This is a genomic window from Vreelandella mediterranea (assembly GCF_970647075.1).
In genome coordinates this window covers 1,296,677-1,320,831 of the sequence record NZ_OZ310198.1, presented here as the reverse complement: position 1 = coordinate 1,320,831, position 24,155 = coordinate 1,296,677, and the positions used below count along the sequence as shown (strand labels likewise).

General features: G+C 61.7%; 21 protein-coding genes. 12 read left to right on the top strand and 9 right to left on the bottom strand.

Features of this window, described 5'->3' with window-relative positions:
- Nucleotides 1-8: 8 nt before the first annotated feature.
- From ACWFVE_RS06205 to trkA, 4 genes are read left to right on the top strand one after another with little or no spacing between them, the layout of a single operon-like run.
- Entirely contained in the window at nt 9-1,499 is a 1,491-nt protein-coding gene (locus tag ACWFVE_RS06205; RefSeq protein ID WP_447528409.1) for a TrkH family potassium uptake protein, read from the top strand.
- Nucleotides 1,499-2,602, top strand: a complete 1,104-nt coding sequence (locus ACWFVE_RS06200; protein ID WP_447528408.1) for a sensor histidine kinase — start codon at nt 1,499-1,501, stop codon at nt 2,600-2,602. The genes ACWFVE_RS06205 and ACWFVE_RS06200 overlap by 1 nt, the downstream gene beginning before the upstream one ends.
- The gene (locus ACWFVE_RS06195; RefSeq protein ID WP_447528407.1) at nt 2,595-3,320 is read left to right on the top strand and encodes a response regulator transcription factor; all 726 of its coding nucleotides are present in this window, start codon (nt 2,595-2,597) and stop codon (nt 3,318-3,320) included. The genes ACWFVE_RS06200 and ACWFVE_RS06195 overlap by 8 nt, the downstream gene beginning before the upstream one ends.
- Nucleotides 3,317-4,690 carry a Trk system potassium transporter TrkA gene (gene trkA, locus ACWFVE_RS06190; protein WP_447528406.1) on the top strand — a complete coding sequence of 458 codons (1,374 nt, stop codon included), beginning with the start codon at nt 3,317-3,319 and terminating at the stop codon, nt 4,688-4,690. Before ACWFVE_RS06195 ends, trkA begins: the two co-directional genes overlap by 4 nt.
- Before the next feature lie 22 nt (nt 4,691-4,712).
- Here the strand turns inward: trkA and ACWFVE_RS06185 are convergent, their stop codons facing one another.
- The 3 genes from ACWFVE_RS06185 to ACWFVE_RS06175 form a co-directional block, all read right to left on the bottom strand.
- Nucleotides 4,713-5,426 (bottom strand): anti-sigma factor, encoded by a 714-nt coding sequence (locus tag ACWFVE_RS06185; RefSeq protein ID WP_447528405.1) that lies wholly within the window; start codon nt 5,424-5,426, stop codon nt 4,713-4,715.
- Nucleotides 5,423-5,983: a sigma-70 family RNA polymerase sigma factor gene (locus ACWFVE_RS06180; RefSeq protein ID WP_447528404.1), complete on the bottom strand. Its 561-nt coding sequence runs from the start codon at nt 5,981-5,983 to the stop codon at nt 5,423-5,425. The genes ACWFVE_RS06185 and ACWFVE_RS06180 overlap by 4 nt, the downstream gene beginning before the upstream one ends.
- A 137-nt stretch (nt 5,984-6,120) precedes the next feature.
- Nucleotides 6,121-6,642, bottom strand: a complete 522-nt coding sequence (locus ACWFVE_RS06175; protein ID WP_447528403.1) for a DUF3455 domain-containing protein — start codon at nt 6,640-6,642, stop codon at nt 6,121-6,123.
- Between the two features lie 257 nt (nt 6,643-6,899).
- On the opposite strand from ACWFVE_RS06175, the gene ACWFVE_RS06170 reads away from it, so the two are divergent.
- On the top strand, nt 6,900-8,891 hold the full coding sequence (locus ACWFVE_RS06170) for a bifunctional 2',3'-cyclic-nucleotide 2'-phosphodiesterase/3'-nucleotidase (protein WP_447528402.1): 1,992 nt from the start codon (nt 6,900-6,902) through the stop codon (nt 8,889-8,891).
- Between the two features lie 123 nt (nt 8,892-9,014).
- On the opposite strand, the gene gap is transcribed toward ACWFVE_RS06170, so the two are convergent.
- Entirely contained in the window at nt 9,015-10,019 is a 1,005-nt protein-coding gene (gene gap, locus ACWFVE_RS06165) for a type I glyceraldehyde-3-phosphate dehydrogenase (protein WP_447528401.1), read from the bottom strand.
- 279 nt (nt 10,020-10,298) lie between these two features.
- On the opposite strand from gap, the gene pyk reads away from it, so the two are divergent.
- Both pyk and ACWFVE_RS06155 read left to right on the top strand, forming a co-directional pair.
- Entirely contained in the window at nt 10,299-11,765 is a 1,467-nt protein-coding gene (gene pyk, locus ACWFVE_RS06160; protein WP_447528400.1) for a pyruvate kinase, read from the top strand.
- Nucleotides 11,766-11,820: 55 nt separating this feature from the next.
- The gene (locus tag ACWFVE_RS06155; protein ID WP_447528399.1) at nt 11,821-12,297 is read left to right on the top strand and encodes a methylglyoxal synthase; all 477 of its coding nucleotides are present in this window, start codon (nt 11,821-11,823) and stop codon (nt 12,295-12,297) included.
- A 33-nt stretch (nt 12,298-12,330) separates the two neighbouring features.
- Here ACWFVE_RS06155 and cra read toward each other — a convergent pair whose 3' ends face one another.
- Complete coding sequence (cra, locus tag ACWFVE_RS06150; RefSeq protein WP_447528398.1) at nt 12,331-13,329, bottom strand: catabolite repressor/activator; 999 nt, start codon at nt 13,327-13,329, stop codon at nt 12,331-12,333.
- A gap of 201 nt (nt 13,330-13,530) precedes the next feature.
- On the opposite strand from cra, the gene ptsP reads away from it, so the two are divergent.
- The 4 genes from ptsP to pgi all read left to right on the top strand — a co-directional run bounded on the left by ptsP (nt 13,531) and on the right by pgi (nt 20,954).
- Complete coding sequence (gene ptsP, locus ACWFVE_RS06145; RefSeq protein WP_447528397.1) at nt 13,531-16,419, top strand: phosphoenolpyruvate--protein phosphotransferase; 2,889 nt, start codon at nt 13,531-13,533, stop codon at nt 16,417-16,419.
- Nucleotides 16,419-17,387 carry a 1-phosphofructokinase gene (gene pfkB / locus ACWFVE_RS06140; RefSeq protein WP_447528396.1) on the top strand — a complete coding sequence of 323 codons (969 nt, stop codon included), beginning with the start codon at nt 16,419-16,421 and terminating at the stop codon, nt 17,385-17,387. Before ptsP ends, pfkB begins: the two co-directional genes overlap by 1 nt.
- Nucleotides 17,384-19,120: a PTS fructose-like transporter subunit IIB gene (locus tag ACWFVE_RS06135; protein ID WP_447528395.1), complete on the top strand. Its 1,737-nt coding sequence runs from the start codon at nt 17,384-17,386 to the stop codon at nt 19,118-19,120. The genes pfkB and ACWFVE_RS06135 overlap by 4 nt, the downstream gene beginning before the upstream one ends.
- A 175-nt stretch (nt 19,121-19,295) precedes the next feature.
- Nucleotides 19,296-20,954 (top strand): glucose-6-phosphate isomerase, encoded by a 1,659-nt coding sequence (gene pgi, locus ACWFVE_RS06130; protein WP_447528394.1) that lies wholly within the window; start codon nt 19,296-19,298, stop codon nt 20,952-20,954.
- A gap of 86 nt (nt 20,955-21,040) precedes the next feature.
- Here pgi and ACWFVE_RS06125 read toward each other — a convergent pair whose 3' ends face one another.
- A complete protein-coding gene (locus ACWFVE_RS06125) occupies nt 21,041-21,514 on the bottom strand; it encodes a hypothetical protein (protein WP_447528393.1) in 474 nt (157 codons plus the stop codon).
- 5 nt (nt 21,515-21,519) lie between these two features.
- A complete protein-coding gene (locus tag ACWFVE_RS06120; RefSeq protein WP_447528392.1) occupies nt 21,520-21,795 on the bottom strand; it encodes a hypothetical protein in 276 nt (91 codons plus the stop codon).
- 143 nt (nt 21,796-21,938) lie between these two features.
- Between ACWFVE_RS06120 and ACWFVE_RS06115 the strand changes: the two genes are divergently transcribed.
- Nucleotides 21,939-22,871: a hypothetical protein gene (locus tag ACWFVE_RS06115; protein WP_447528391.1), complete on the top strand. Its 933-nt coding sequence runs from the start codon at nt 21,939-21,941 to the stop codon at nt 22,869-22,871.
- 62 nt (nt 22,872-22,933) lie between these two features.
- Here ACWFVE_RS06115 and ACWFVE_RS06110 read toward each other — a convergent pair whose 3' ends face one another.
- Together ACWFVE_RS06110 and ACWFVE_RS06105 are read right to left on the bottom strand one after the other, a co-directional pair.
- Entirely contained in the window at nt 22,934-23,395 is a 462-nt protein-coding gene (locus ACWFVE_RS06110; protein ID WP_447528390.1) for a DUF6998 domain-containing protein, read from the bottom strand.
- 188 nt (nt 23,396-23,583) lie between these two features.
- Nucleotides 23,584-24,087 (bottom strand): AAA family ATPase, encoded by a 504-nt coding sequence (locus ACWFVE_RS06105; protein WP_447528389.1) that lies wholly within the window; start codon nt 24,085-24,087, stop codon nt 23,584-23,586.
- Nucleotides 24,088-24,155: the final 68 nt, after the last annotated feature.

Here is a 24,155-nt window from a genome sequence, read left to right as displayed (position 1 = left end):
AGACGACCATGCTCCCTGCCACGATAAGCGTATTGAAGCAGCGCGACGTTAGCCGCCAATGGGGGCCGGTCATCAGAATTCTCGCGGTGATCTGGATGATTTTGGCGCTGTTCATGCTGCTGCCGCTTTGCGTACTGCTTTGGGAAAATGACCCGGACGCCCAGGCCTTCCTGCTGGCGGTGCTGCTCGTCACCCTACCCGCGGGCCTTGGCCTGGCGGCCACCCGGGGCATCCCTATCGAGCTTAAACCCTGGCAGATGTTTGTGCTAACCGTGGCCAGCTGGGTAAGCGTGAGCGCCTTTGCAAGCCTTCCGCTCATATTGGGCGCCCCGCAAATGAGCGTGACCAACGCTATCTTCGAGTCGGTCTCGGCGATTACCACCACCGGCTCCACGGTCATGGTGGGCATCGAGCACTTATCCGATGGCCTCAAGCTTTGGCGCGGCCTCATGCAGTGGCTGGGCGGCATTGGCATCATCGTCATGGGCATCGCGATTCTGCCCTTTTTGAAAGTCGGCGGCATGCGCCTTTTTCATACCGAGTCCTCGGACTGGTCGGAGAAGGTCATGCCGCGCACCGGCGGCATCGCCAAGGCTACGCTTGGCATTTACGTGGGCCTGACATTTCTGGCCATGACGAGCTACTGGTTCGCAGGCATGCCCCCCATCGACGCCGTCGTTCACGCCATGACCTCGCTTGCCACCGGCGGCTTTGCCAACTCGGATGCCTCCTTCGGCGCCTACGCGCAAATGCCCTGGCTTTTGTGGCTGGCAAGTTTTTTCATGCTGTGTGGCGCGTTGCCCTTCGTGCTGTATATTCGTTTTTTAAGCGGCGCGCCTGGCGCGCTTTGGCACGACCGTCAGGTGCGCGGTCTCTTGAAGCTACTGCTGGCGACCATCGTACTTTTAAGCCTTTGGCGCACGCTTCACGGCGACCCCTGGTTTGCCTCGCTCACCCACGTTACGTTCAATGTGATCTCGGTGGTGACCACCACCGGCTACGCCTCGGACGATTACACGCTTTGGGGCAGCCTGCCCGTCACGGCGTTTTTCTACCTGACCTTCATGGGCGGCTGCAGCGGCTCGACCAGCGGAGGGATGAAAATGTTTCGGTTTCAGATCGCGCTGATGATGCTGCGTAACCAGCTCAGGTACCTGATTCACGCCAACGGTGTATTCACCACGCGCTATAATCAGCAGCCGGTAACCAGCGAGATTTCGCGAAGTGTGGTGGCATTCTCGTTTTTCTTTTTGATCACCATTGCCACGCTCGCGCTGTTGCTTTCCGCCCTCGGCCTTGATTTGGTCACATCCATTACCGGGGCGGCCACGGCGGTGGCCAACGTAGGCCCGGGCCTTGGCGATGTGATTGGCCCGGCGGGCAACTTCTACACCCTGCCGGATGCGGCCAAATGGCTTTTGTGTATCGGCATGCTGCTGGGGCGGCTGGAAATTCTTACCGTGATCGTACTGTTCACCCCGATGTTTTGGCGACGTTGATGATCAAAAGCCGCTCCATGCTATCCAGCCTGCGCTTACCCAACCGCCGCGAGATGGGCTGCGTGCTGTTAAGCAACGCCTTTGCCATGCTTTCGAGCTGGGCACTTTATACCTGGCTTGCGCTTGCCAACCTGTCGCTGGTGTTTCTCACCGCGGTGCTTGTCTGCGCGGTACTCGCCAGCAGCTACGCTGCGCTGATCAGCGCGCTGATCGGCTTTATCACCTTTAACTTCTTTTTCACCTTGCCGCGCTTTTCGCTGCTGGTCGCCGAGCGCGAACAGTTTTTAACGCTGTGCTTTTTTCTACTGATCGCCCTGGTGGTCGGCAACGTGGCGGGTAAAAGCCGACAACGTATGCTGGCGCTTAACGCATCGCGTCTGGCGGAAGACCAGGAGCGGATGCGCTCGGCACTGCTGGCGTCGGTATCTCACGACCTGCGCACCCCGCTTGCCTCGATTATCGGCGCCGCCAGCTCGCTGCGCTCGCTGGACGCCCAGCTAAGTCCCGCCGACCGCCAAACACTGCTCGATAGCGTGCTGGGCGAAAGCGAGCGGCTGGAGCGCTACATTCAAAACCTGTTGGACATGACCCGGCTTGGCCACGGTGAACTCAAGATCGAGCGCGACTGGGTATCACTCGATGACCTGATCACCTCGGCGCGCAAGCGCCTGACCGCCGCGCTGAGCGATTTAACGCTCACCCAGCAGTGGCAAGCGGGAAGCCTGCCGCTTTTGTATGTCCATCCGGCGCTGATCGAGCAGGCGCTGATCAACGTGCTGGAAAACGCCGCGCGCTTCTCGCCGGCCGGTGGCGAGATCTGGATAAGCGCCGCGCCGAGCCGCGATCGAAAGACGCTGACCATCGCGATTACCGACCAGGGGCCGGGGATTGCACCGGCGATGCGCGAGCGAGTGTTCGACATGTTCTACACCGGCGGCGACTGCAGCCTGCACGGCAGCGGCCTGGGGCTTGCGATTTGTAAGGGCATGGTAGGCGCCCACGGCGGCCAGGTGTACGCGCAGAGTGCCCCTCACCACACGGGGACGCGCATGGTCATCTCGCTGCCGCTTCACTCTTTTAAACCGGCGCCTCACGATGAATGACCCTAAACACGTGCTGATCGTGGACGACGAGCGCGGGATTCGTCAGTTTCTGCGCATCAGCCTGAGCTCCCAGGAGTTTAGCGTGAGCGAAGCGGCCACCGGCGCCCAGGCGATCGACGCCGTGCTCACCGCCTTGAGCGTGTCCACCAAGATCGATCTGATACTGCTCGATCTTGGCCTTCCGGATATGGACGGCCAGCAGGTGCTGAGCACGATTCGTCGCCACAGTGACGTGGCGGTCATCGTCGTGTCGGCGCGGGGCCACGAGGCCGAAAAAGTGCGCGCCCTGGATAACGGCGCCAACGACTACGTCACCAAGCCCTTCGGCATCGAGGAGCTGCTGGCGAGGATTCGCGCGCTGCTGCGCCGGCCCGCTTCGAGCGTCGCCACCACGGTGTATCGACACGGCGCGCTGTGTATCGATATCGCCGGCCACCAAATAACCCTGGACGGGCAGGCGGTGTCGCTCACGCGTAAGGAGTTTGCGGTACTGGCGCTGCTGGTAGGCCAGCCTGGGCGCGTGGTGACCCAAACCACGCTGCTGCGCCAGGTCTGGGGCGCTACTCACCAGCACGACACCCACTACCTGCGCATCGTCATCAGCCGGCTGCGCCAAAAGCTCGGCGACAACCCGCAAACGCCTTACCTGCTGCAAACCGAACCCGGCATAGGCTATCGGCTATGCGGCGAGCCCGCCCTCGAGGAGAGACACTCATGAAAATCATCATTCTTGGCGCCGGCCAGGTCGGCGGCACGCTGGCCGAACACCTCGCCCGCGAAGAGAACGATATCACCGTGGTCGATACGGACGCGGCCAAGCTCAGGGAACTACACACCAGGCTCGATATTCGCACCGTTACCGGCGCCGGCTCCTACCCCATCGTGCTGCGCCAGGCGGGCTGCGAAGACGCGGACATGCTGATCGCGGTGACCAACTCCGACGAAGTCAACATGATCGCCTGCCAGGTCGCGCATACGCTTTTTCGTACGCCGACCAAGATCGCCCGGGTACGCGCCACGCCCTATCTGACCCGCAAGGGGCTATTCGCCCACGAAGCCATCCCCATCGACGTCTTGATCAGCCCCGAACAGGTGGTCACCGACCACGTGCGCCGCTTGATCGAACACCCCGGCGCCCTTCAGGTGCTGGAGTTCGCCGGCGGGCTTTTGCAACTGGTGGCGGTGCGGGCGTTTCACGGCGGGCCGCTGGTGGGCCAGGACCTGGCGTTTTTGGGTCGCCATATGCCCAACGTGGATACCCGCGTGGCGGCGATCTACCGGCGCAACCGGCCGATCATCCCGCGGGGCGATACGATCATCGAGGCCGACGACGAGGTGTTCTTCCTCGCCGCCCGGCGCGACATTCGCGCGGTGATGAGCGAGCTCAGGCGGGTCGAGCGCGGCTCTCGCCGGGTCGTCATCGCCGGCGGCGGCAACATCGGCGAGCGCCTGGCCGAGCACCTGGAGCATAGCCACCAGGTCAAGATCATCGAGCACAGTCTCGAACGCTGTACGAACCTGTCGGAGCGGTTGGATCGCACCGTAGTACTGCACGGCAGCGCCACCAGCAAGCGGCTTTTGGAAGAGGAGAACATCGAGGATTGCGATATATTTTGCGCGTTGACCAACGACGACGAGGTCAACATCATGTCGTCGCTTTTGGCCAAGCGTATGGGTGCCAGGAAGGTGCTCACGCTGATCAACAACGCCGCCTACGTGGATCTGGTCCAGGGCGGCGAGATCGACATCGCGATCTCGCCGCAGCAGGCGACCATCGGGAGCCTTTTGACCCACGTGCGCCGGGGCGACATCGTCAACGTGCACTCCCTGCGCCGGGGTGCGGCGGAGGCGATCGAGGCGATCGCCCACGGCGACAAGCAGTCTTCCAAAGTGGTGGGCCGGGCGGTGCGCGATATCGACCTGCCCGAGGGCACCACCATCGGCGCGATGGTGCGCGGCAAGGAGGTCATCATCGCCCACGGTGACGCGGTGGTGGAAAGCGGCGATCACGTGATTTTGTTCGTGATCGACAAGCGCCGGATCCGTGACGTCGAGCGGATGTTCCAGGTCGGCTTGAGCTTTTTCTAGGCGTTGGCCGACAGTGACTGCGCTAGATTTCCACCGCGCGACCGATGTACTCGATGGGCCCGGTAGGTAGCCCCGTGGGCGAGCCGGTGGCGTCTTCCATGGTCAGCTCGAAAAGCTGATTGTCCTCGAGCGGAGGCAACTGGTCCAGGTCCAGGCGTATCGGCTCGCCGGGTTCGACCAGGCCAAGCGACACCGGCGCCTGCCAGTCGTCGGCCTTGGTCCAAAACTCCAGCGCCTTGCCTTCGGGCACCTCGAAAGCGCCCAGCGGGATCAGCTCGATCTGGCGCCGGTTGGCGGCCTGCACCACCCAGCCGGCGGATTGATTCTGCGGGGCGAGCAGTACCACCATGTACTCTGGCGTGGTTGGGGCTGAGGGCTTTAACAGCAGAAGCGCCGCCATTAATACCGCCGCGGCAACCCCCGCCCCCGTTGCAGCGCGCCAAAGCGCCACACGCTGCCAGAGCCCCGGTCGCGCTTTCGCCGCGTTAGTAGACGCCTCGCGGCGCGCATTCAGGCTTCGCTGAATGCGCGGCCATAGCAATTCGCTGGGGGTTAGCGCCTCGGTGAGCGCGTTGTAGGGGAAGAAGCGCTCCTCCCAGTCGCGCACGATTTGCTGCAGTTCAGGGTCGTTTTCAAGGCGTGCTTCGAACGCCTGGCGCTCGTCAAACGAGAGCGTGCCCAGAACGTACTCGCCCGCCACCGCCTGCTTGTCATCCTGGTCGTTGGGCGCTGTCATGCCAGACACTCCCGTAGGCGCACCAGGCTTCGCTTGATCCAGGCTTTGACGGTGCCCAGCGGCGCGCCCGTATGTGCGGCGATTTCTGCATGGCTCAAGCCATCGACATAGGCTTGAAGCACGCAGTTGCGACGTTCGGCTTCAAGCTCCTTTAAACATTCGTCCATTCGCTGGCCGGTTTGCCAGTCGAAGGCGTCCAGGGTCTGGCCTTCCGGGCGTCGGGTATCCTCTTGCTCAACACTGTCCGCATCGAAAGCGTCGTCCGTCACTCTTTCGCGCTGACGAATGGCGTTGAGTGCCAGATGGCGGGCAATGCTGAAAATCCAGGTGCGGGCGGTGCCTTTTTCGGGGTCGAAGGTAGCGGCGCGCTGCCAGATATTCAAAAAAGCGTCATGCACGATATCTTCCGCCATGCCCCGGTCCTTGACGATTCGATACACCACGCCAAGAATGCGCGGCCCTTCCTCACGGTATAGCGAATGAAGTGCGTCGTGCTCACCGCGGGCGCAGCGCACTAACGTGTCGGCATAGTCGAATTCATGGTTTTTTTCAGCCACACTTTTGCTCCCTCGAAACGCGCCGGTTCATTCCCTTGTGCGCTGAGATAGAGCATAACGAGTAAGGGCCCGCGAAACGAGCCCTTAATTTTAATGAGGCAAAGAAATCCCTGCCCCGATAACGGGCAGGGTTGGACTTATTCGGCGGTCCAGAAGATGTAGTCGGCCTGATAAGTGACGATGGCCGTGGCGCCTTCGTGGTCGCTATCGCAGGCCATATCCGGCGCTACACCGCCTTCGGTGTTCAGACGCTGAATGTAGCTTACGTCGGTCATGGCGCCTTCGCCTTCAGCCGGGTTGGCTTCGACCAGCTGAAGCGGAATGTTGTCATCGCCGTTATCGGCGGTAGCAAGCTGGGTACCGGTCACTTTGGAGCCGTCCATCGCCTCCCAAGTGGCGGGCGGGCCGTAGTAGCTGCCGACCTGGGCGCCTTCGCCGTCGTTGAGCGCCGCACTCGGGCCCTTGAATACCCACTCGACGTCGCCGGAATCGTTGGTTTCACACATGTATTTGATCGCGCCTACACCGACGGTTTCGAGCGCAACGGTGTGGCCGTCCGGTACCTGGACGTCCTCTGGCGTATCCGCCAGAGCAGCGTGACTGAAGGATGCAATCAGGGCAGTAGCTAAAGTAGCACGCGTTAGATGTTGAATACTCATTTCAGTCTCCTTAAAGGTTATTATCAACCGCCTCGTTCTTTGCGGCTGTATAGGGGATACACGCGAGCCTTCGTTTTGGATGCACTTTTTTTGAAAAAAATTTTAGCGCACCCCGCTCTACCCCTCTTGTCGTGTTCTCTTTTATAGTCAAAACAGCGTCTTAATCGTTAAAAGCCCTATCGCCGTCCAACAGATGTCATATCAACGCCGTAGGATAAAGGCGGCCACTACTACTCACTCTGCCTTGGGAGCCCTGTATGCCTTCGAGTATCGACCTTAATGCCCTTTCGCGCCGTACGTTTCTGGGCGGTTTGGCCGCGTCGTCGTCGCTGATCCTGCTACACCCCTTTGCAGCGCACGCCTCGCCCCGCCAGGCACACCTTCGGCTGATGGAAACCACCGACATCCACGTCAACGTGCTGCCTTATGATTACTACGCCGACCGGCCCAACGACACCATGGGCCTGGCCCGCACCGCGTCGCTCATCGACGCGGTGCGGGCGGAGTCCACCAATGCGATGCTGATCGATAACGGCGACTTTCTTCAGGGCAACCCGATGGGCGACTACATCGCCTATGAGCGCGGCATGCGCGAAGGCGACCGCCACCCGGTCATCAACGCGATGAACGTGTTGGGCTACGACATCGCAACCCTGGGCAATCACGAGTTCAACTACGGCCTGGACTTCATGTTCAAGGTGTTGAACGGCGCCAACTTTCCTTTTGTTTGCGCCAACCTGACCAAGGGCGCGCTGGCGGCCAACCCGCGCAACGACGATCTTTTCCTGCGCCCCTACCTGATCAAGGAGAAAACGATCACCGATGGCGCCGGCCAAAGCAGCAGCGTCAAGGTCGGCTTCATTGGCTTCGTGCCGCCCCAGGTCATGACGTGGGACGAAAAGCACCTCGAAGGTCGCGCCAATACCCGCGACATCGTCGAGGCGGCCCGGGCCTGGGTGCCGGTAATGAAAGAGGAAGGTGCGGACATTATCGTGGCACTCGCCCACTCCGGCATCGAAGGCGCGGGCCAAACCGAGCGGATGGAGAACGCTGCGCTGTATCTTGCCGGGGTCGACGGTATCGATGCCCTTTTCACCGGCCATCAGCATCTGGTCTTTCCCGGCCCCAATGATTTCGAGGGCATCGCCGGGGTCGACCCGGCGCGGGGAACGCTGATGGGCAAGCCGGCGGTCATGGCGGGGTTTTGGGGTTCGCACATGGGGCTGATCGATTTACTGCTCGAACGCGACGGCGGGCGCTGGCGAATCGTCGACTTCACCACTGAGGCGCGCCCGATCTATCACCGCGACGAAGACCGCGACGTGATACCTAACGTGGCCTCAAGCGCAGCAGTGACTAGCGCGGTGAGCGACGACCACCAGGCCACCCTCGACTACGTACGCACGCCGGTCGGGCGCAGCGCGGCCCCGCTACACTCCTACTTTGCGCTGGTCGCCGACGACCCCTCGGTGCAGCTCGTCGCCAATGCCCAGATCTGGTACATCGAAGAGATGCTCAAGGGCGGCGAGTACGCGGGGCTGCCGGTGCTTTCCGCCGCCGCCCCCTTCAAAACCGGCGGCCGAGGCGGCCCCGACTACTACACCGACGTGCCGGCGGGGGACATCGCCATCAAGCACGTGGCGGATTTATATCTTTACCCCAACACCATTCGCGCCGTGGCGGTCAGCGGCGCCCAGGTGCGCGAGTGGCTCGAGATGTCGGCGGGCATGTTCCATCAGGTCAATGAAGGCGCCGAGGACGCGCCGCTTCTCGATACGCGCTTCCCGTCGTACAACTTCGATGTGATCGACGGCGTGAATTATCGCATCGACCTGGCACAGCCTGCCCGCTACACCGCAGAAGGCGAGCTTGCCCACCCCGAGGCCCACCGCATCGTCGACCTGGAGTTCGAAGGCGCGCCGATCGACCCGGCGCAAATGTTCGTCGTGGCCACCAACAACTACCGGGCCGGGGGTGGCGGTAACTTCCCGGGTATCGACTCGGAGGCGGTCATTTTCGTGGGCCCGGACACCAACCGCGACATCATCGTGCGCTATATCGTCGAGCAGGGAACGGTCGACCCGGCGGCGGACTTCAACTGGGCATTCAAACCGATGCCCGGCACCACGGCGCTGTTCGAAACCGGCCCCGGGGCAGAGCACTACCTGGCCGACGTGGCGCAGACCACGCAAATCGAACCCGCGGGGGATGGCGACAACGGCTTTGCACGCTACCGGATCACGCTTTAACCAGCATCCCGCGCTCAGGCGAACCCGGTTGTGCATGAACGAAAAAAGGGCGAGGCGCCAATGGCGCCCCGCCCTTTTTTACAACACCGGCCACTTTTACAGCACCGGCCTTGCGCTTAAGCGTTACTGCGCGGCTTTTTGCATGGCGAGTGCGGTGTCCAGCATACGGTTGGAGAAGCCCCACTCGTTATCGTACCAGGCCATGATCTTGACCAAGCGGCCGTTGACACGCGTGTGGTTGGCGTCAAAGGTCGAGGAGTTCGCATCGTGGTTGAAGTCGATCGAGACCAGCGGCTGCTCGTTGACGGCCAGCACTTTGGAATTCGCCGCGGCTTTTTGCACCGCTTCGTTGATCTCTTTCTTGGTGGTATCGCGCGAGGCGGTGAAGGTCAGATCCACCAGGGATACGTTGATCACCGGCACGCGCACGGCCAGGCCGTCGAACTTGCCGTCGAGCTCGGGCAGCACCAGACCCACGGCGGCGGCGGCCCCGGTTTTGGTCGGAATCATGGAGTGCGTGGCACTGCGCGCCCGGTAGGGGTCCGAGTGGTACACATCCGATAGATTCTGGTCGTTGGTGTAGGCGTGAACGGTGGTCATCAGGCCGTTTTCGATACCGACGGCGTCGTTCAACGCCTTGGCCACCGGCGCCAAGCAGTTGGTGGTGCAAGAGGCGTTGGAGACCACCTTGTGCTCGGCGGTCAGGATATCGTCGTTCACCCCAAACACGATCGTGGCATCCGCGTCCGGGCTCGGCGCGGAGATCAACACGCGCCCAGCGCCGGCTTCGATGTGCTTGGCGGCGGCGTCGCGCTTGGAGAAAAGGCCCGTGCACTCCATGACCAGGTCGACGCCCAGCGCTTTCCAGGGAAGGTTTGCCGGGTCGCGCTCGGAGGAGATCGCAATGCGGTCGCCGTCCACGGTAATACTCTCGTCGTCGTGTTCGACGGCGAAGGGAAAGTGGCCGTGAACCGTGTCGTGGCGCAGCAGGTGGGCGTTGAGTGACGCTTCACCCAGGTCGTTGATGGCCACGACTTCGAAGCGGTCGCGGTAGCCGTTTTCATAAAGCGCGCGCAGTACGTTACGGCCGATGCGGCCAAAGCCATTAATCGCAATCTTAATGCTCACAGGGCACCTCGTTTGGCTGGTAGTGAAGTCGTTGCTAACTGTCGTCAAACGCTATTACAAAACGTGTTACAAAAACAGAAAATCAGTAAAAAAATTACAAAAAAGAGGTAAAAAAACGTATTTAAATCAATTAAAGGCCAGTTATAGCGCTTTCAAGCGGCGTTAAGCCTAATATGTAGTAAAATTACTATAAAAACGCTATCTTGGTCCAATCATTAATTGTGGTCCGACACCCGTTTGCCAACCGCAATGCTATTTAGTCGATAAAGGAGACGCTCCATGAGCAGCAATGTGTCCTACACGCCCCTACGCCGCACCAAAATCGTGGCAACGCTGGGACCGGCCAGCGACCGCCCTGGGGTGCTCGAAAAGATGCTCGAGGCGGGAGTCGATGTGGTGCGGCTCAACTTCTCCCACGGCTCCAAAGAGGATCACCAGCGCCGTTTAGAGGCGGTACGCGAGATCGCCGCACGCCTGAACCGCAGCGTTGCCGCGCTTGGCGATTTGCAGGGCCCGAAGATTCGCATCGCCCGCTTCGCCGACGGCCCGGTGAACCTAAAGGTTGGTGACGCGTTCATTCTGGACATGGCGCTGGATAGCCAGAGCGGCAGCGCCGAGCGGGTGGGCTGTGATTACAAGGCACTGATCGACGACGTCGCCCCCGGTGATCGGTTACTGCTCGACGATGGCCGCGTGGTGCTCGACGTGACCGGCATTCAAGGCCAAGAGGTACACACCAAAGTACACGTGGGCGGCAAGCTCTCCAACAACAAGGGCATCAACAAACAGGGCGGCGGGCTCTCCGCCCCGGCGCTGACCGACAAGGACCGGGAAGATCTCAAGACCGCGGTCGAGATCGGCGTGGACTACCTGGCGGTGTCGTTTCCGCGAAGCGCCGCGGACATGCAGGAAGCCCGCAAGCTTCTGGGCGAGGCAGGTAAGGAGATCGGCCTGGTCGCCAAGCTCGAACGCGCCGAGGCGGTCGCCACCGATGAAACCCTCGACGGTATCATCGACGCCAGTGAGGCGGTCATGGTCGCCCGGGGCGATTTGGGCGTGGAGATCGGCGACGAAGCATTGATCGGTACGCAAAAGCGCATCATCAAGCATGCCCGCTCGCACAACCGGGCAGTGATCACCGCCACCCAGATGATGGAGTCGATGATCGAATCGCCCTTGCCCACAAGGGCCGAGGTGTTCGACGTGGCCAACGCGGTACTGGACGCCACCGACGCGGTGATGCTCTCGGCAGAAACCGCCGCTGGCGACTACCCGGTGGAAACCATCGAAGCCATGGACCGGGTCTGCCTGGGCGCCGAGCGCGAACGGATCGCGCAGTCCTCGGGCCACCGGATTCACGAAGGGTTCGAGCGTATCGACGAAACCATAGCGCTGTCGGCGATGTACGCCGCCAACCACTTGACCGGCGTGCGCGCCATCGCCTGCATGACCGCTACCGGCTATACCCCCTTGATCGCCTCGCGCATTCGATCGGGGCTTCCGATCGTGGGGCTTGCCCATAGCCCGATCGCCCAACGGCGCATGGCGCTTTACCGCGGCGTGGTCTCGATTCCCTTCGATACCACCGACATGGCCGCCACCGAGGTCAATCAGAAAGCCGTCGAACTTCTCAAGGCGCACGGATTGGCGGGCCCGGGGGAACATGTCATTCTCACTCGGGGCGATCACATGAACGCCCACGGCGGCACCAATACCCTGAAAGTGTTGGCGGTGGACGCCGAATAAACGAGCCCGTGCGCCCGCAAGGCGCTATCGATAAGCCATAACAAGAGAACACGCCATGAACGATGCCCGCCCACCCCGCCAGACCACGCGGACGCTTGCTAACAAAAAGCGGATCGCGCTGATTGCTCACGACGGCAAAAAAAGCGAGCTTTTGGAGTGGGCGGCGCGCTGGCAACAAACGCTTGGCGCGCATACGTTACTTGGCACCGGCACCACCGCCGGTCGGCTAAAGAGCGCACTGGGGCTCGAGGTCGAAGGATTGATGAGTGGGCCGCTCGGGGGCGATCAGCAGATTGGCGCGCGCATCGCCGAGCAGCGCCTGGATATTCTGATCTTTTTTTGGGACCCCTTCGCGCCCCAGCCCCACGACCCGGATGTCAAAGCGCTGCTGCGTTTGGCCGCGCTTTGGAACGTGCCGGTGGCCTGCAACGCAGCCAGCGCGGATTTCATGCTCTCGTCGCACTATATCGACGCGGAATACGTCATGAACATCCCGGATGCCCAGGCCTGGGCCGAGGCCCGCACGCCCTAGAGCGCCCTGGCGCTACCAACAGTGCCGGGCGTTTTAGGCGCTTGCGTATTGGCCCTCGCGGACGCGCAGCTGGCGCGCCACCACTTTTTGGCCGGGTTGGACGCGGCCTTCGATGGCCTCCAGCGCGCAGGCAAGCGTGCACTGCGCCATACCCTCGTAATCCTGAGAGACGGTGTTGATCGGCTGGGGCAAAAAGTCCAAAAGCCGGTGATCGCCAAAGGTGGCCAGTTTGAGCGCGTGCGGAAGCCCCCCGCGGCCGAGAAAGTGATCGAACACCCCTTCCATCAGCGTGTAGGAGGCGGTGACGATGGCATCCACTTCGCCCATCTCGCTTTCGAGCTCGGCCATTAGCCGGGCGCCCTCGCTGCGCTCGTAGCGGTTGGCACAAAGCGTTCGCCCTTCTACCCCGCGCTCGTGCAAGGCGGTTTCGAACCCGGCCCGGCGGTCGCGGCTGATCGAAAGCGCGGGCATCGCATCGATCCAGACAAGGCGCCGCGTAGCGGTGCCAATCACCGATTGCGTCAGCGCCTGCGCCGCCGCGAAGTCATCGCTCACCACGCTTGCAAAGCGCGTGGGGGAAAGCCCCCGGTCGACCCCCACGATACGAACGCCCTCGTTGGCAAGCTCGGTATAGAACGGGTCGCTTTGACTCAAACAGCTCGCGGTAATCAGCACCTCGCAGCGCTGGGCACGCAGCGCCAACGCCAGCGCGCATTCGCTTTCGGCGTTGTCGTCGGAGCTTGCCACCAAAAGCTGATACCCCTTCTCCCGGGCGCCCCGCTCCAGGCGCTTGGCAAGACGCGCGTAGCTTACGTTCTCCAGGTCCGGCACGATCAGCCCGATCAGCCGGCTGGCGCCACGGCGCAGCGCCGCCGCCTGGGGGTCGACGTGATAGCGGTGCGCCCGTACCACGCTCATTACTTTTTCGATGGTCGCGGCGCTAATACGGCGCTTTTCCGCCTGGCCGTTGATCACGTAGCTGGCCGTGGTTCGCGAGACGCCGGCGAGCCGGGCGATATCGGCAAGTGTCATGTCATGTCCTCACATTGAGCGCTTTAGTGTACCAGCGCCTTGACTAAGCCCCTACCAACGTCTACAAACACACCCCTTGTGCCCTGAGGTGAATCGTTTCAGCATAGCATCACCAAGGGTTTCACGATTTTAATGCGCGTTGTGACCCCGCCTTCGCGCCGCTTTCGAGTTCACGCCGGACGCGCTTTACAGGAGAACTGCATGCTCACACTTGGCCCTGACGATATCCTGCTGGGTTGCCGGGCGGATAGCTGGCAAACCGCGCTGGACGCCGCCGCCGGCGCGCTGAACGAAGCGGGGCTGACCGCACCGGAGTACCGTGACGGGCTGCACGCTCGTGAAGCCCAGTCGTCCACGTATCTGGGCAACGCCATCGCCATTCCCCACGGCACGCCGCAAAGTCGTCAGCACGTTCAGCAAACCGGCGTGCGCGTGCTGCAGTTCCCGGAAGGGGTCGAGTGGCATGACGGCAACCGTGTTCACGTCCTGGTGACCATCGCCGCGCAAAACGACGAGCACCTGGATATTTTGCGCCAGCTCACCCATGTGCTGGACCGGGATGGCGTGGCCGAGGCGCTGGCCAAGGCGACCTCCACCGAGGACGTCGCCCGCCTGCTGGCCAAAGAGGTCCCGGCACCGCGGTTGGGTAAAGAGACGCTGTGCCTGAAGTTTCCCGCACAAAGCGCCCAGGAACTGGCGCTGGCCGCGGCGGCCAGGCTCTATCAAAGCGGCTGCGTGGATAACACCTTCATCGCCGCCGTGGCCGACCAGGCCCCGGTATGGCTGGGCGATGGCTACTGGCTCGTTAGCCATTCGGGCGGGGCGCTCACGCCTGCGCTGGCGCTGGCCACCCCGGCGGATACCGCGCTCGAGGAAGCGGGCCACCCGGTGCAGGCGCTTTTCTGTTTGGCCGCACAGGGCGACTACCACCTGCCGCTTTTAAAGCAAGTCGATGCGCTGCTCGAGAACGTAGCGAGCCAAACCCTTGCCGACGCCGACACCGCCAAGGCGCTGGCACTACTCGCCGGTGAAAACGCCGCCACCCCGACCCGGCGCGTGCGCGTGCTCAACCCCCACGGCCTGCATGCCCGCCCGGCCAAGCAGCTGGTGCAGGTGGCCCGTGCCCAGAGCGTGGCGATCAACGTGCGCCTGGAAGAAGGCAGCCCGACCAGCGTCTCCGCGGCGAGCTTGACCAAGGTGATTGGCCTGGGCGCCCGGCGCGGGCAGTGGCTGACGCTCTCCGGCGAAGGTGAAGGCGCCGAGCAGGCGCTCGAAGCGCTGGCCCAGGCCATCGAAGGCGGGCTTGGCGAAAAAGTCGCGCCGTTCGACGGCGGTTTCGAGCCGCCCGCCCCCGCCGAGCATGAAGAACAACCGGTTATGGCCCTCGAGGCCGACACGCCGCATACCGGTGTAGCCGCCTCCCCGGGGCTTGCGATTGCCCCGGTGTTCGTCATGCGCGCCCCGCAGTTCGACTACCCGGAGCAGGCGGCAGACGCCGAGCGGGAGCTATCCCGGCTGAAGGAGGCGGTGCAGGAGGGCAAGGCGCAGCTAAGCGCGCTGGTGCGCCACGCCGCCGGCGGCGACGTGGCGGATATTCTCTCCATGCACGAAGAGATGCTCGACGACCCGGAGCTTCACCACGCCGCGAAAGACGCCATTCGCGAGGGCCGCTCGGCGGAGGCCGGCTGGTGGGAGGCGATCGACACCGCCGCCCACGCCCAGGAAATGCTGGCCGACCGGCTGTTGGCCGAGCGCGCCGCGGACCTTCGTGATGTCGGCCGCCGGGTACTCAGCGTTTTGTGCAATGTGGAGCTCCCCGAACCCCCCAACCACCCCTACATTCTGGTCACCGAGGATATCGGCCCCTCGGATGTGGCGCGGCTCGATACGTCCCGCGTCAAAGGGCTTTTGACCGAGCGCGGCGGCGCCACGGCCCACAGCGCGATTCTGGCGCGCGCCTTGGGCATTCCGGCGGTGGTCGGCGCCGGCAAGGCGGTAATGAGCCTTAATAACACCAGCATGATGATTCTCGACGGCGAGCGCGGCCGCATTACGCCTTCGCCAAGCGAGGAGCGCCTGAGCCGCGCCGAGCAGCAACTGCTCGACCTGCAAAGCCGGGAAGCGGACGCCTGGGAGCGGCGCTTCGAGCCCGCCCAAACCCGCGACGGCCACCCGGTCGAGGTTGCCGCCAATCTGGGCAATACGCTGCACGCCGAAGATGCGGTGGAGCGCGGCGCCGAGGGCGTGGGGCTGTTGCGCACCGAGTTTCTGTTCATGGCCCACTCGAGCGCTCCGGATTTGGCCACACAAACCGCCGAATACCGCCAGGCCCTCGAGGCGCTTGCCGGGCGCCCGCTGGTGGCCCGCACCCTGGATGTCGGTGGCGACAAACCCCTGCCCTACTGGCCGGTCCCCCAGGAGGACAACCCGTTTCTGGGGCTGCGCGGCATTCGCCTGGCGCTGACCGAGCCACAGGTGCTGGAAACCCAGCTTAAGGCGCTTCTAATGGCCGCCGCCCCGGACGCCCAGGGCAACGCGCGTCCGCTGCGTATCATGCTCCCCATGGTCAAGGACGTGGCCGAGTTCCGCGCCGCCAAAGCCATTTACGACCGGCTGCTCGCCGAGATTCCCGCCACCGAGCGGGCAACGGACGTGCAGCTGGGCGTGATGATCGAGATTCCCTCCAGCGCCCTGCTCGCCCCCACACTGGCCGACGAGGTCGACTTCTTCTCGATCGGCACCAACGATTTGACCCAGTACACCCTGGCGATCGACCGCGGCCATCCGGTGCTTTCCGCTCAGGCCGACGGCCTGCACCCGGCGGTGCTACGCCTGATTCAAATGACCGTCGAGGCCGCCCACGCCAAAGGCAAATGGGTCGGCGTATGCGGCGAGCTCGCCTCCGATGCCGCCGCCGTGCCGGTGCTGGTCGGCCTGGGGGTCGACGAGCTCTCGGTTAGTGCCCGCCAGGTGGCGCTGGTGAAAGCGCGCCTGCGCGAGTTCGACCTGGCAGATGCGCAAGCCAGCGCCCGCCTGGCCCTCGCTCAGGCCACCTCTGAGGCGGTGCGCGACGCCCTGGAGGCCCGCTAATGGCCCGCATTCTGACACTCACCCTCAACCCGGCGCTGGATCTCGCCTTCGCTCTCGATGAGCTGGCCCTGGGGGCGGTCAACCGCCCACACCACGCCCAGCTCGAAGCCGCCGGCAAGGGCGTCAACGTGGCCCGCGTGCTGGCCGGGCTCGGCCACGAGGTCATCGTAAGCGGCTTTCTGGGGGGTGATAACGACGGCCCCTTCAAGCGCGCTTTCGAGCAGCTTGGCGTCACGGACGCGTTTTTGCGCGTGCCCGGCGAGACCCGCATCAACGCCAAACTAGCGGAGCAAAGCGGCCGGGTGACGGATATCAACGGCCCGGGCATCGCGTTGGACGCCGCCCCCCTGGAGGCGCTGCTGTGTGGCGTTGAAGAGACACTGGCCCACACCCCGGTCGAGGCGATCGTGGTCGCCGGGAGCCTGCCGCCCGGGCTCGATGTGGACCGCTTCAGTGCCTTGCTCGAAAGACTCAAAAATACCGGGGTGCCGCTTTGGGTCGATACCAGCGGCGAGGCGCTAAAGCGTGCCATCGAGATCGCCCCGGCGGCGGTCAAGCCCAACGAAATCGAGCTTGCCGAGTGGGCACAAAGCCCGCTGGATAACCTGGCGAGCCGCCAGCAGGCAACCCAGCGCCTGCACCGGGCCGGGATCGACCAGGCGCTGCTTTCCGCCGGCGCCGACGGCGTACTCTGGGTCAACGCCGAAGGCGCCTGGCAGGCCACGCCGCCGCGGGTTCGAGCGGTCAATACCGTAGGGGCTGGCGACACCTTCCTGGCGGGCATGCTGCACGGCCTGCTGAGCGGACACGACGCCGAGGCCACACTGCGCTTTGCCACGGCCCTCTCCTGTGAATCGGTGCGCCACCCAGGCGTTGGCGATGCCAGGGCCAGCGACTTTTCAAACCTGGAACTAGAGACTCACGTACAGCGCCTGGAAACCGGCCGCGTCGAGGGAGCTTTTCAATGAACATCATTCTAATTACCGCCTGCCCCAGCGGCATGGCGACGACCTTTTTGGCCGCCCGGCGGCTCGAGCAGGCCGCCAAGCGTTTAGGCTGGCAAGCGCACGTCGAAATGCACAGCGAGCTGGCCCCGCTCACACCCGCCAGCGCCGAGCAGATACAGCACGCCGATCTGATCGTGGTCACCGCGCCCCACGTGCCCGACCCCGGCCGCTTCGCCGGCAAGCGCCTCTATCACGGCAGCATTGCGCAGGCGCTACCGGCGCCGGAAGACTTTTTGGCCACCGCCAAGCGTGAAGCGCCGCTCTATACCCCGGACGAAGAACCCCATGAGGCGCCAGCGGCGGCTAACGCCGAAGGCGTGCACCGCATCGTCGCCGTCACCGCCTGCCCCACCGGCGTGGCGCATACCTTCATGGCCGCCGAGGCATTGAGCGAGGCCGGCCGCGCGCTGGGCCACGCCATTCGCGTGGAAACCCAAGGGTCCGTGGGCGCCCAGGACAAGCTGACCGAAGCGGAAATTCATGACGCCGACGTGGTGATTCTCGCCTGCGATATCGAGGTCGACCCGACCCGCTTCGCGGGCAAGCGGGTCTATCGCACCTCGACCGGTACGGCGCTGAAAAAACCGCAGCTCACCGTCGAAAACGCGCTCTCTCAGGCCGTGGTAGAAGACGGCGCCAGTGCAAAGCCCTCCGGTGACAGCAAAAGCCTCAAGGAAAAAGGCGTTTACAAGCACCTGCTGACCGGGGTGTCGTTCATGCTGCCCATGGTGGTGGCGGGCGGGCTGATCATCGCGCTCTCGTTCGTTTTCGGCATCGAGGCGTTCGAGGAGCCGGGAACCCTGGCCGCCGCGCTGATGCAAATCGGCGGCAGCGCCATGGGGCTGATCGTGCCGGTACTGGCGGGCTACATCGCCTACTCCATCGCCGACCGGCCGGGCATCGCGCCAGGGTTGATCGGCGGCATGCTCGCCGCGGATATCGGCTCCGGGTTCATCGGCGGCATTCTCGCCGGTTTTCTGGCGGGTTACGTGGCGCTGGCCGTCACCCGCGGCGTGAAGCTGCCCTCGAGCGTCGAGTCGCTCAAGCCCATTTTAATCATTCCTTTCGTGGCGAGCCTGGTGACCGGGCTAGTGATGGTGTACGTCATCGGCGAGCCGGTCGCGAGCCTGCTGGGCGCGCTCGAGAACTACCTCGAGTCGCTGGATTCCACCAACGCGGTCATTCTGGGGCTTCTGCTCGGCACGATGATGTGCGTCGACCTGGGCGGGCCCATCAATAAGGCCGCCTACACGTTTGGGGTGGGTCTGATCGCCTCGAACACCTATGGGCCGATGGCGGCGGTGATGGCCGCGGGCATGGTGCCGCCTATCGGTATGGGTATCGCAAGCTTTCTGGCGCGCTACAAGTACGCCGCCGCCGAGCGCGAGGCGGGTAAGGCGTCCTTCGTGCTGGGGCTTTGCTTTATCAGCGAAGGCGCGATTCCGTTTGCGGCCAAGGATCCGCTGCGCGTCATTCCCTGCTGTATCGCCGGCGGCGCGATCACCGGCGCGCTCTCCATGCTTGCCGGGGCACAGCTCATGGCGCCCCACGGCGGTATCTTCGTGCTGCTGATCCCGGGTGCCATCACCCCGGCGCTTTTGTATCTGGGCGCCATCGTGGCGGGCTCGCTGATTACCGGGGTGAGCTACGCTTTCCTCAAGCGCGGCGCAGCCCAAGTGGCCGTGGCAAGCTAACGCCCCGCCCGCCTGACACGCAACGAAAAGCGCCCAAAACGTGTTTTATTACGTTAAAGGCGCTTTTTTTTGCGCTTCGTTTGTCATCCATGGCGCTTGATGTAGTATTTTTTACACAACAATAAAGGCCAGCATTTGCCTGCTATCCGCCTCACCCCAAAGGAATCCCCGCTTTATGTTTCAGCTCACCCGCAGCGTCACCTGGCAGGCCCTGGAGCGCCTGCGCGATAAAACCCATAACGACCGCATTCGCGACTACTTCGCCCAAGACAAGCAGCGCTTCGAGAAAATGAGTTTGAGAGTCGGCGGGCTGTTTCTGGACTACTCCAAGCACCACATCTCAGATGAGGTCATGGCCAAGCTGATCGAGCTTGCCGATCACTCTGCCCTTGTGCAGCGCCGCGCACAGATGTTTTCCGGCGATATCATCAACGTGACCGAAAACCGCCCGGTGCTGCACACCGCCCTTAGAAACCCGGGCGACGAGCCGGTGTATGTCGACGGCGAAGACGTGATGCCGGAAATCACCCGCACCCGGGAGCAGATCAAGCGCTTTTCCGAGGCGGTACGCAGCGGCGAGTGGAAAGGCTACAGCGGCAAGGCCATCAAGGACGTGGTGAACATCGGCATCGGCGGCTCGGACCTGGGCCCGAACATGGCGGTACGCGCCCTTCTAAAATACCGCCACCCGGAGATGCACTTCCACTTCGTCTCCAACGTCGATGGCACCCACATCCAGAAAGTGCTCTCGCGGCTCGACCCGGCGACCACGCTGTTCATCGTCTCGACCAAGACGTTTTCCACCCAGGAAACACTTTTGAACGCCAAGACCGCCCGGCGCTGGTTTCTGGAAAACGCCGGCGAAGATGCCGACGTGGGCGCGCACTTCATCGCCGCCTCCACTAACCGCACCGCGGCGATGGAATTCGGTATTCGCGAGGAGAACGTGTTCGAGTTTTGGGCCTGGGTGGGCGGGCGCTACTCCATGTGGTCGTCGATCGGCCTGCCGATTGCGCTCTCCATCGGCTTCGAGGGCTTCATCGAGCTTTTGGAAGGCGCCCACGAGATGGACCGCCACTTCATCGAAGCGCCGCTTGCGCAAAACATGCCGGTGCTGATGGCGCTGATCGGGATCTGGTACATCAACTTCATTGGCGCCGAAACCCAGGCCATCGTGCCCTACGATCAGGCGCTCAACCAGTTGCCCTCGTTTCTGCAGCAGCTGGATATGGAGTCCAACGGCAAGTCGGTAGATATCTTCGGCCACCCGGTCAATTACAAGACCGGCCCCATCGTTTGGGGTCAGACCGGCTCCAACGGCCAACATGCCTTTTTCCAACTACTCCATCAGGGTACGCGCTACGTGCCCATCGACTTCATCGCCTCATTGAAGCCCGAATCCGGCATGGAGGAGCACCACTTCGCCCTGATCACCAACATGCTGGCCCAGGCCAACGCCTTCATGGAAGGCAGCCAGGGGGACGCCCGAGAGCTCAGCCAGGATCCCTACAGCTGCCCCGGCAATCGCCCCTCCAGCACTCTGCTGCTCGACGAGCTCACGCCGAAAAACCTCGGCGCGCTGATCGCCCTCTACGAGCACAAGGTGTTCGTTCAGGGCGTCATCTGGAACATCAATTCGTTTGATCAGTGGGGCGTACAGCTCGGCAAGCGCATCGCCGGGGAAATCAGCGAGCGCATCGACACCAACGCCGCGGACTTCGATGCCTCGACCCAGGGGCTTTTGGAGCTGGTGCGGGGGCATTTTCCGGGGGGCAGTGCAGAGGAAAGTGGCCGAACTGAAAGCAACAAAGTGGCGGGCAGCAAGAAACGCTAGCTCTGGCTAACGCCATTTTCGGGACCTAAAAAAACGCCCAAATTATCAGTTTGGGCGTTTTTTTTGATCAACTATTTAGCCGGGGTTTACTGTTCAGGCTCATTGGGCTGCCGGGTTTTTCCGGGCATTTTAATGAAGAACCAAACGCTCATCGCGATCGCCACCAGGTTAACGCCGAGCGTGAGGGGTTGATGCGACTCAAACAGGGAGTATCTAAAAACGCTGCCTACGAAGAATTCGGTGCCCATATCGAGCGTTCCCGGCGTGAACCACACGGTGAAATAAAGGCCGGAGGCAAAGAAATACCCGGCGACGGGAGAGAACACCAGCGGAACCTGGCACAGCCAAAACAGGAAGTTTGCTTTTTCGGCATTGGCATGGCCCTCGATTAGCTTAATGCCACACACTATGCCCCCGCTATATAGCGCTAAAAAGAGCAAGAAAAACAGCCAGTTGAATATATTTAGGCCGTTAAACAATAGTGAAAAAACCGAGACGGCACCAATGCCCCCACCCGCTACCGCCAGAGTGCCCGCTACTCTTCGCTGCCACTTATTCATGCGAGTCACCAGCTAAACAATGCGCATATTGCATTAAAAATGCCCTCTAACCCAGCCATTATCCCTTCAAATAACGCTTCGAGAAGGCCCAGTAAAATTTCGAGGAGGCTATCACCACTGGCGGCAACGGGAATCGCAACACTTATGAGAGCTACCCCTATAATCGCCAGACCCACTACGTTAAAACCAACGAACAACATATAAGTCGTCGCGCCTGCGATAGCGAGGCTTCCAGCAATGTTCAATGCCGCTATTTTTCGAGATTTAACGCGCTTAGCCATACGCTTTACTCATTTTTGGAAAAAGCTACTTTAGCGTTTCTTGATAGTGGCCTGCAAAGGCTGGCTCAACCAGATACCCCACCCAAATTTAAGCTTTTTATGAAACGGCCGATAATTAGACTAATAACAATCAGGAACCGCTCATGAAAATCGGATTCTCCAACCTTTTTACGATGGCTAACCGTCGTGAACCGGCGACAGGCCCAAAGCCGCAAGTGGCCAATAAAGCGCCGTTAATAGCCCCCGCCGCCACGACCAACGACGCACAGATCAAACGCCTTAAAAAGCAGAAAGAGGCGTTTGAGGCGCTGGCGTCGCTGCCAAGCCCCAAAGAGTCGGCGATGCAGAACGCCGCACAAAAGGCCGGTTTTTTAAAACAGCGGCTAGAGACCCTCAAGGCGATGATGCGCTTTGCCTCCCCGGAGCAGCTCAAGTCCATGGCCAGCGAGCTTAAAAGCATCGCGCGGGAGCTTGGCGCGGCGGCGCGCCAGCTTAGTGGCAGCGGCGGCGCTAGTGCTGGCCCAACGATCACACCCACGGTCAACGCAGTACAGGGGGCTAACGGCGCCGCACCGGTACCGCCCAGCGAAAACGTGGAAAGCGATGTAGCCAGCGCCGAAAGCGACGTTAAATCCGCCAACGCTACGCTTGCAAGCACCGAGGCGGCTATCGCTCAGGAAAACCCTGATAATGAAGAAAAACCTGAAGAGCAAAAGCGCGGCGATCAACCTCAAGCGCCTGGCGATGCTTTAGCGCAAAATACCCTGGCACCTTCGACCACCCAGCCCACTGAACGCACCCCTGGCATTAGCGCCAGCGAACACGCGCTTCGCTCTATCCTGACCGATACGAAAAAGGAATTTCAGGAAGCGATGAGCGAACTCAAGATTCGCCTACGCCAGGAAGATAAAGAGGCGCGCCGCGAGCTAAAGCAAGCAGAAAAGGACATGGACAAGATGGACCGCTCCCTCGCCAAGGCAGAGACCAACGCGCTGTACTCAACCCTGGGCCAGCTACTGCCAACACCAACGGTCGACGCTAGCGCTGCTACTGGCAGTATCGATATAAAGGTTTAGCGCGCCTCTCCCCAGCGGTAAGCTATCTGCCTGCCGCTCTCGCCCGCGTACTACCCGATGTATTAAATGGCTGGAAGCACACGATCGGCTGGAGCCACGGACTGATCGAGTTGGCGGAGCTTGTTGAGAGAGACTTGAAACTGGCCGTTACTCGGTAGCCGTTTACCTTGAAACTGCTCCCAAACAAGCCGCCCTGGCCCGTTGTAGATTTCCTCGAATGTACCATCACGCAAAATCTTGATGATGATCGCATGCTGCGGTTGACTCCGAAATCCAACCGAGTTGGATTGCGTCGCCTTGATCTCCACTTCCAGGCCGGTTTCGGTGACCGCGTCATGGCCTTTGTTGGAGGCCGCCCGCAACTCAAGGTTGTAGGCATCGGCCACAAGGCACTCACCCAAACTGCCCACCATATGACCGTCCGGCGTAAAATGCCTACCCGGAAACATGGCCTGCAATTCTTCGACCGTGGCATAAAGCTGTTTGACCAACGCCTGGAATTTATCGTGATCGATCATGGGCATTTAACACTCGGCTAGGGTCTGTCTGAAAAGTCGACGAGCGAAGACAAGACAAGGCAAAAATTGGCGAAAAAACGGAGTTTACACGTGTAAATGAGTATTTTGATCGGACTCGCGCACGAGCCAATTTTTAACGCCGTATTGTCGAGCGCAGGCACTTTTCAGACAGAGCCTAAACATGGGCTTTCAACTTAGCTCTCGGACGGTGGGTTATATCTATTCGCGTTGCAGGTGAGCTCACTCTTTTTGCCTTGAACGCCTTCGAAAAGCGCCTTGTGGGCACGGTATGAAAGCGCGTCATCCCTTTCCCTGTATCCTGCAATCCAATCGAGCAGCATCGGAAAATTATCATCCTGTGCTTGTTTGGATTCGTACTTGTGCGGCTCCCAGGGTCTATTTCTGGCATTTTCCTGACACAGGTGAACCGGCAGATTCATAAAAACCGCCTCGTTGGCAAACGGCGCTACCCGTTCGAGCAAATCCGTGTAGCAGCCTTCTATAACCCACTCGTTATGTTCGTGAATGAAAGACTGAATGTGTTCATCCGCCTGGTCTATCGGTCGCCTTTCCGGCGGTTTCGAGGGAAGCCACGCCAAAACATCCAAGTCGAGGTGGGCGAGTCCTTGATCCCGCAAGTGTTGGGCTAAAGTAGACTTCCCGGAACCTGAGTTGCCAAAAATGATTATTTTTTTCACGGAGCCTTGGTTCTCGATTTCATAATTAACGCCTAAGCTCAGTTGCCGCTGGAGCAACCGTAGGCTGT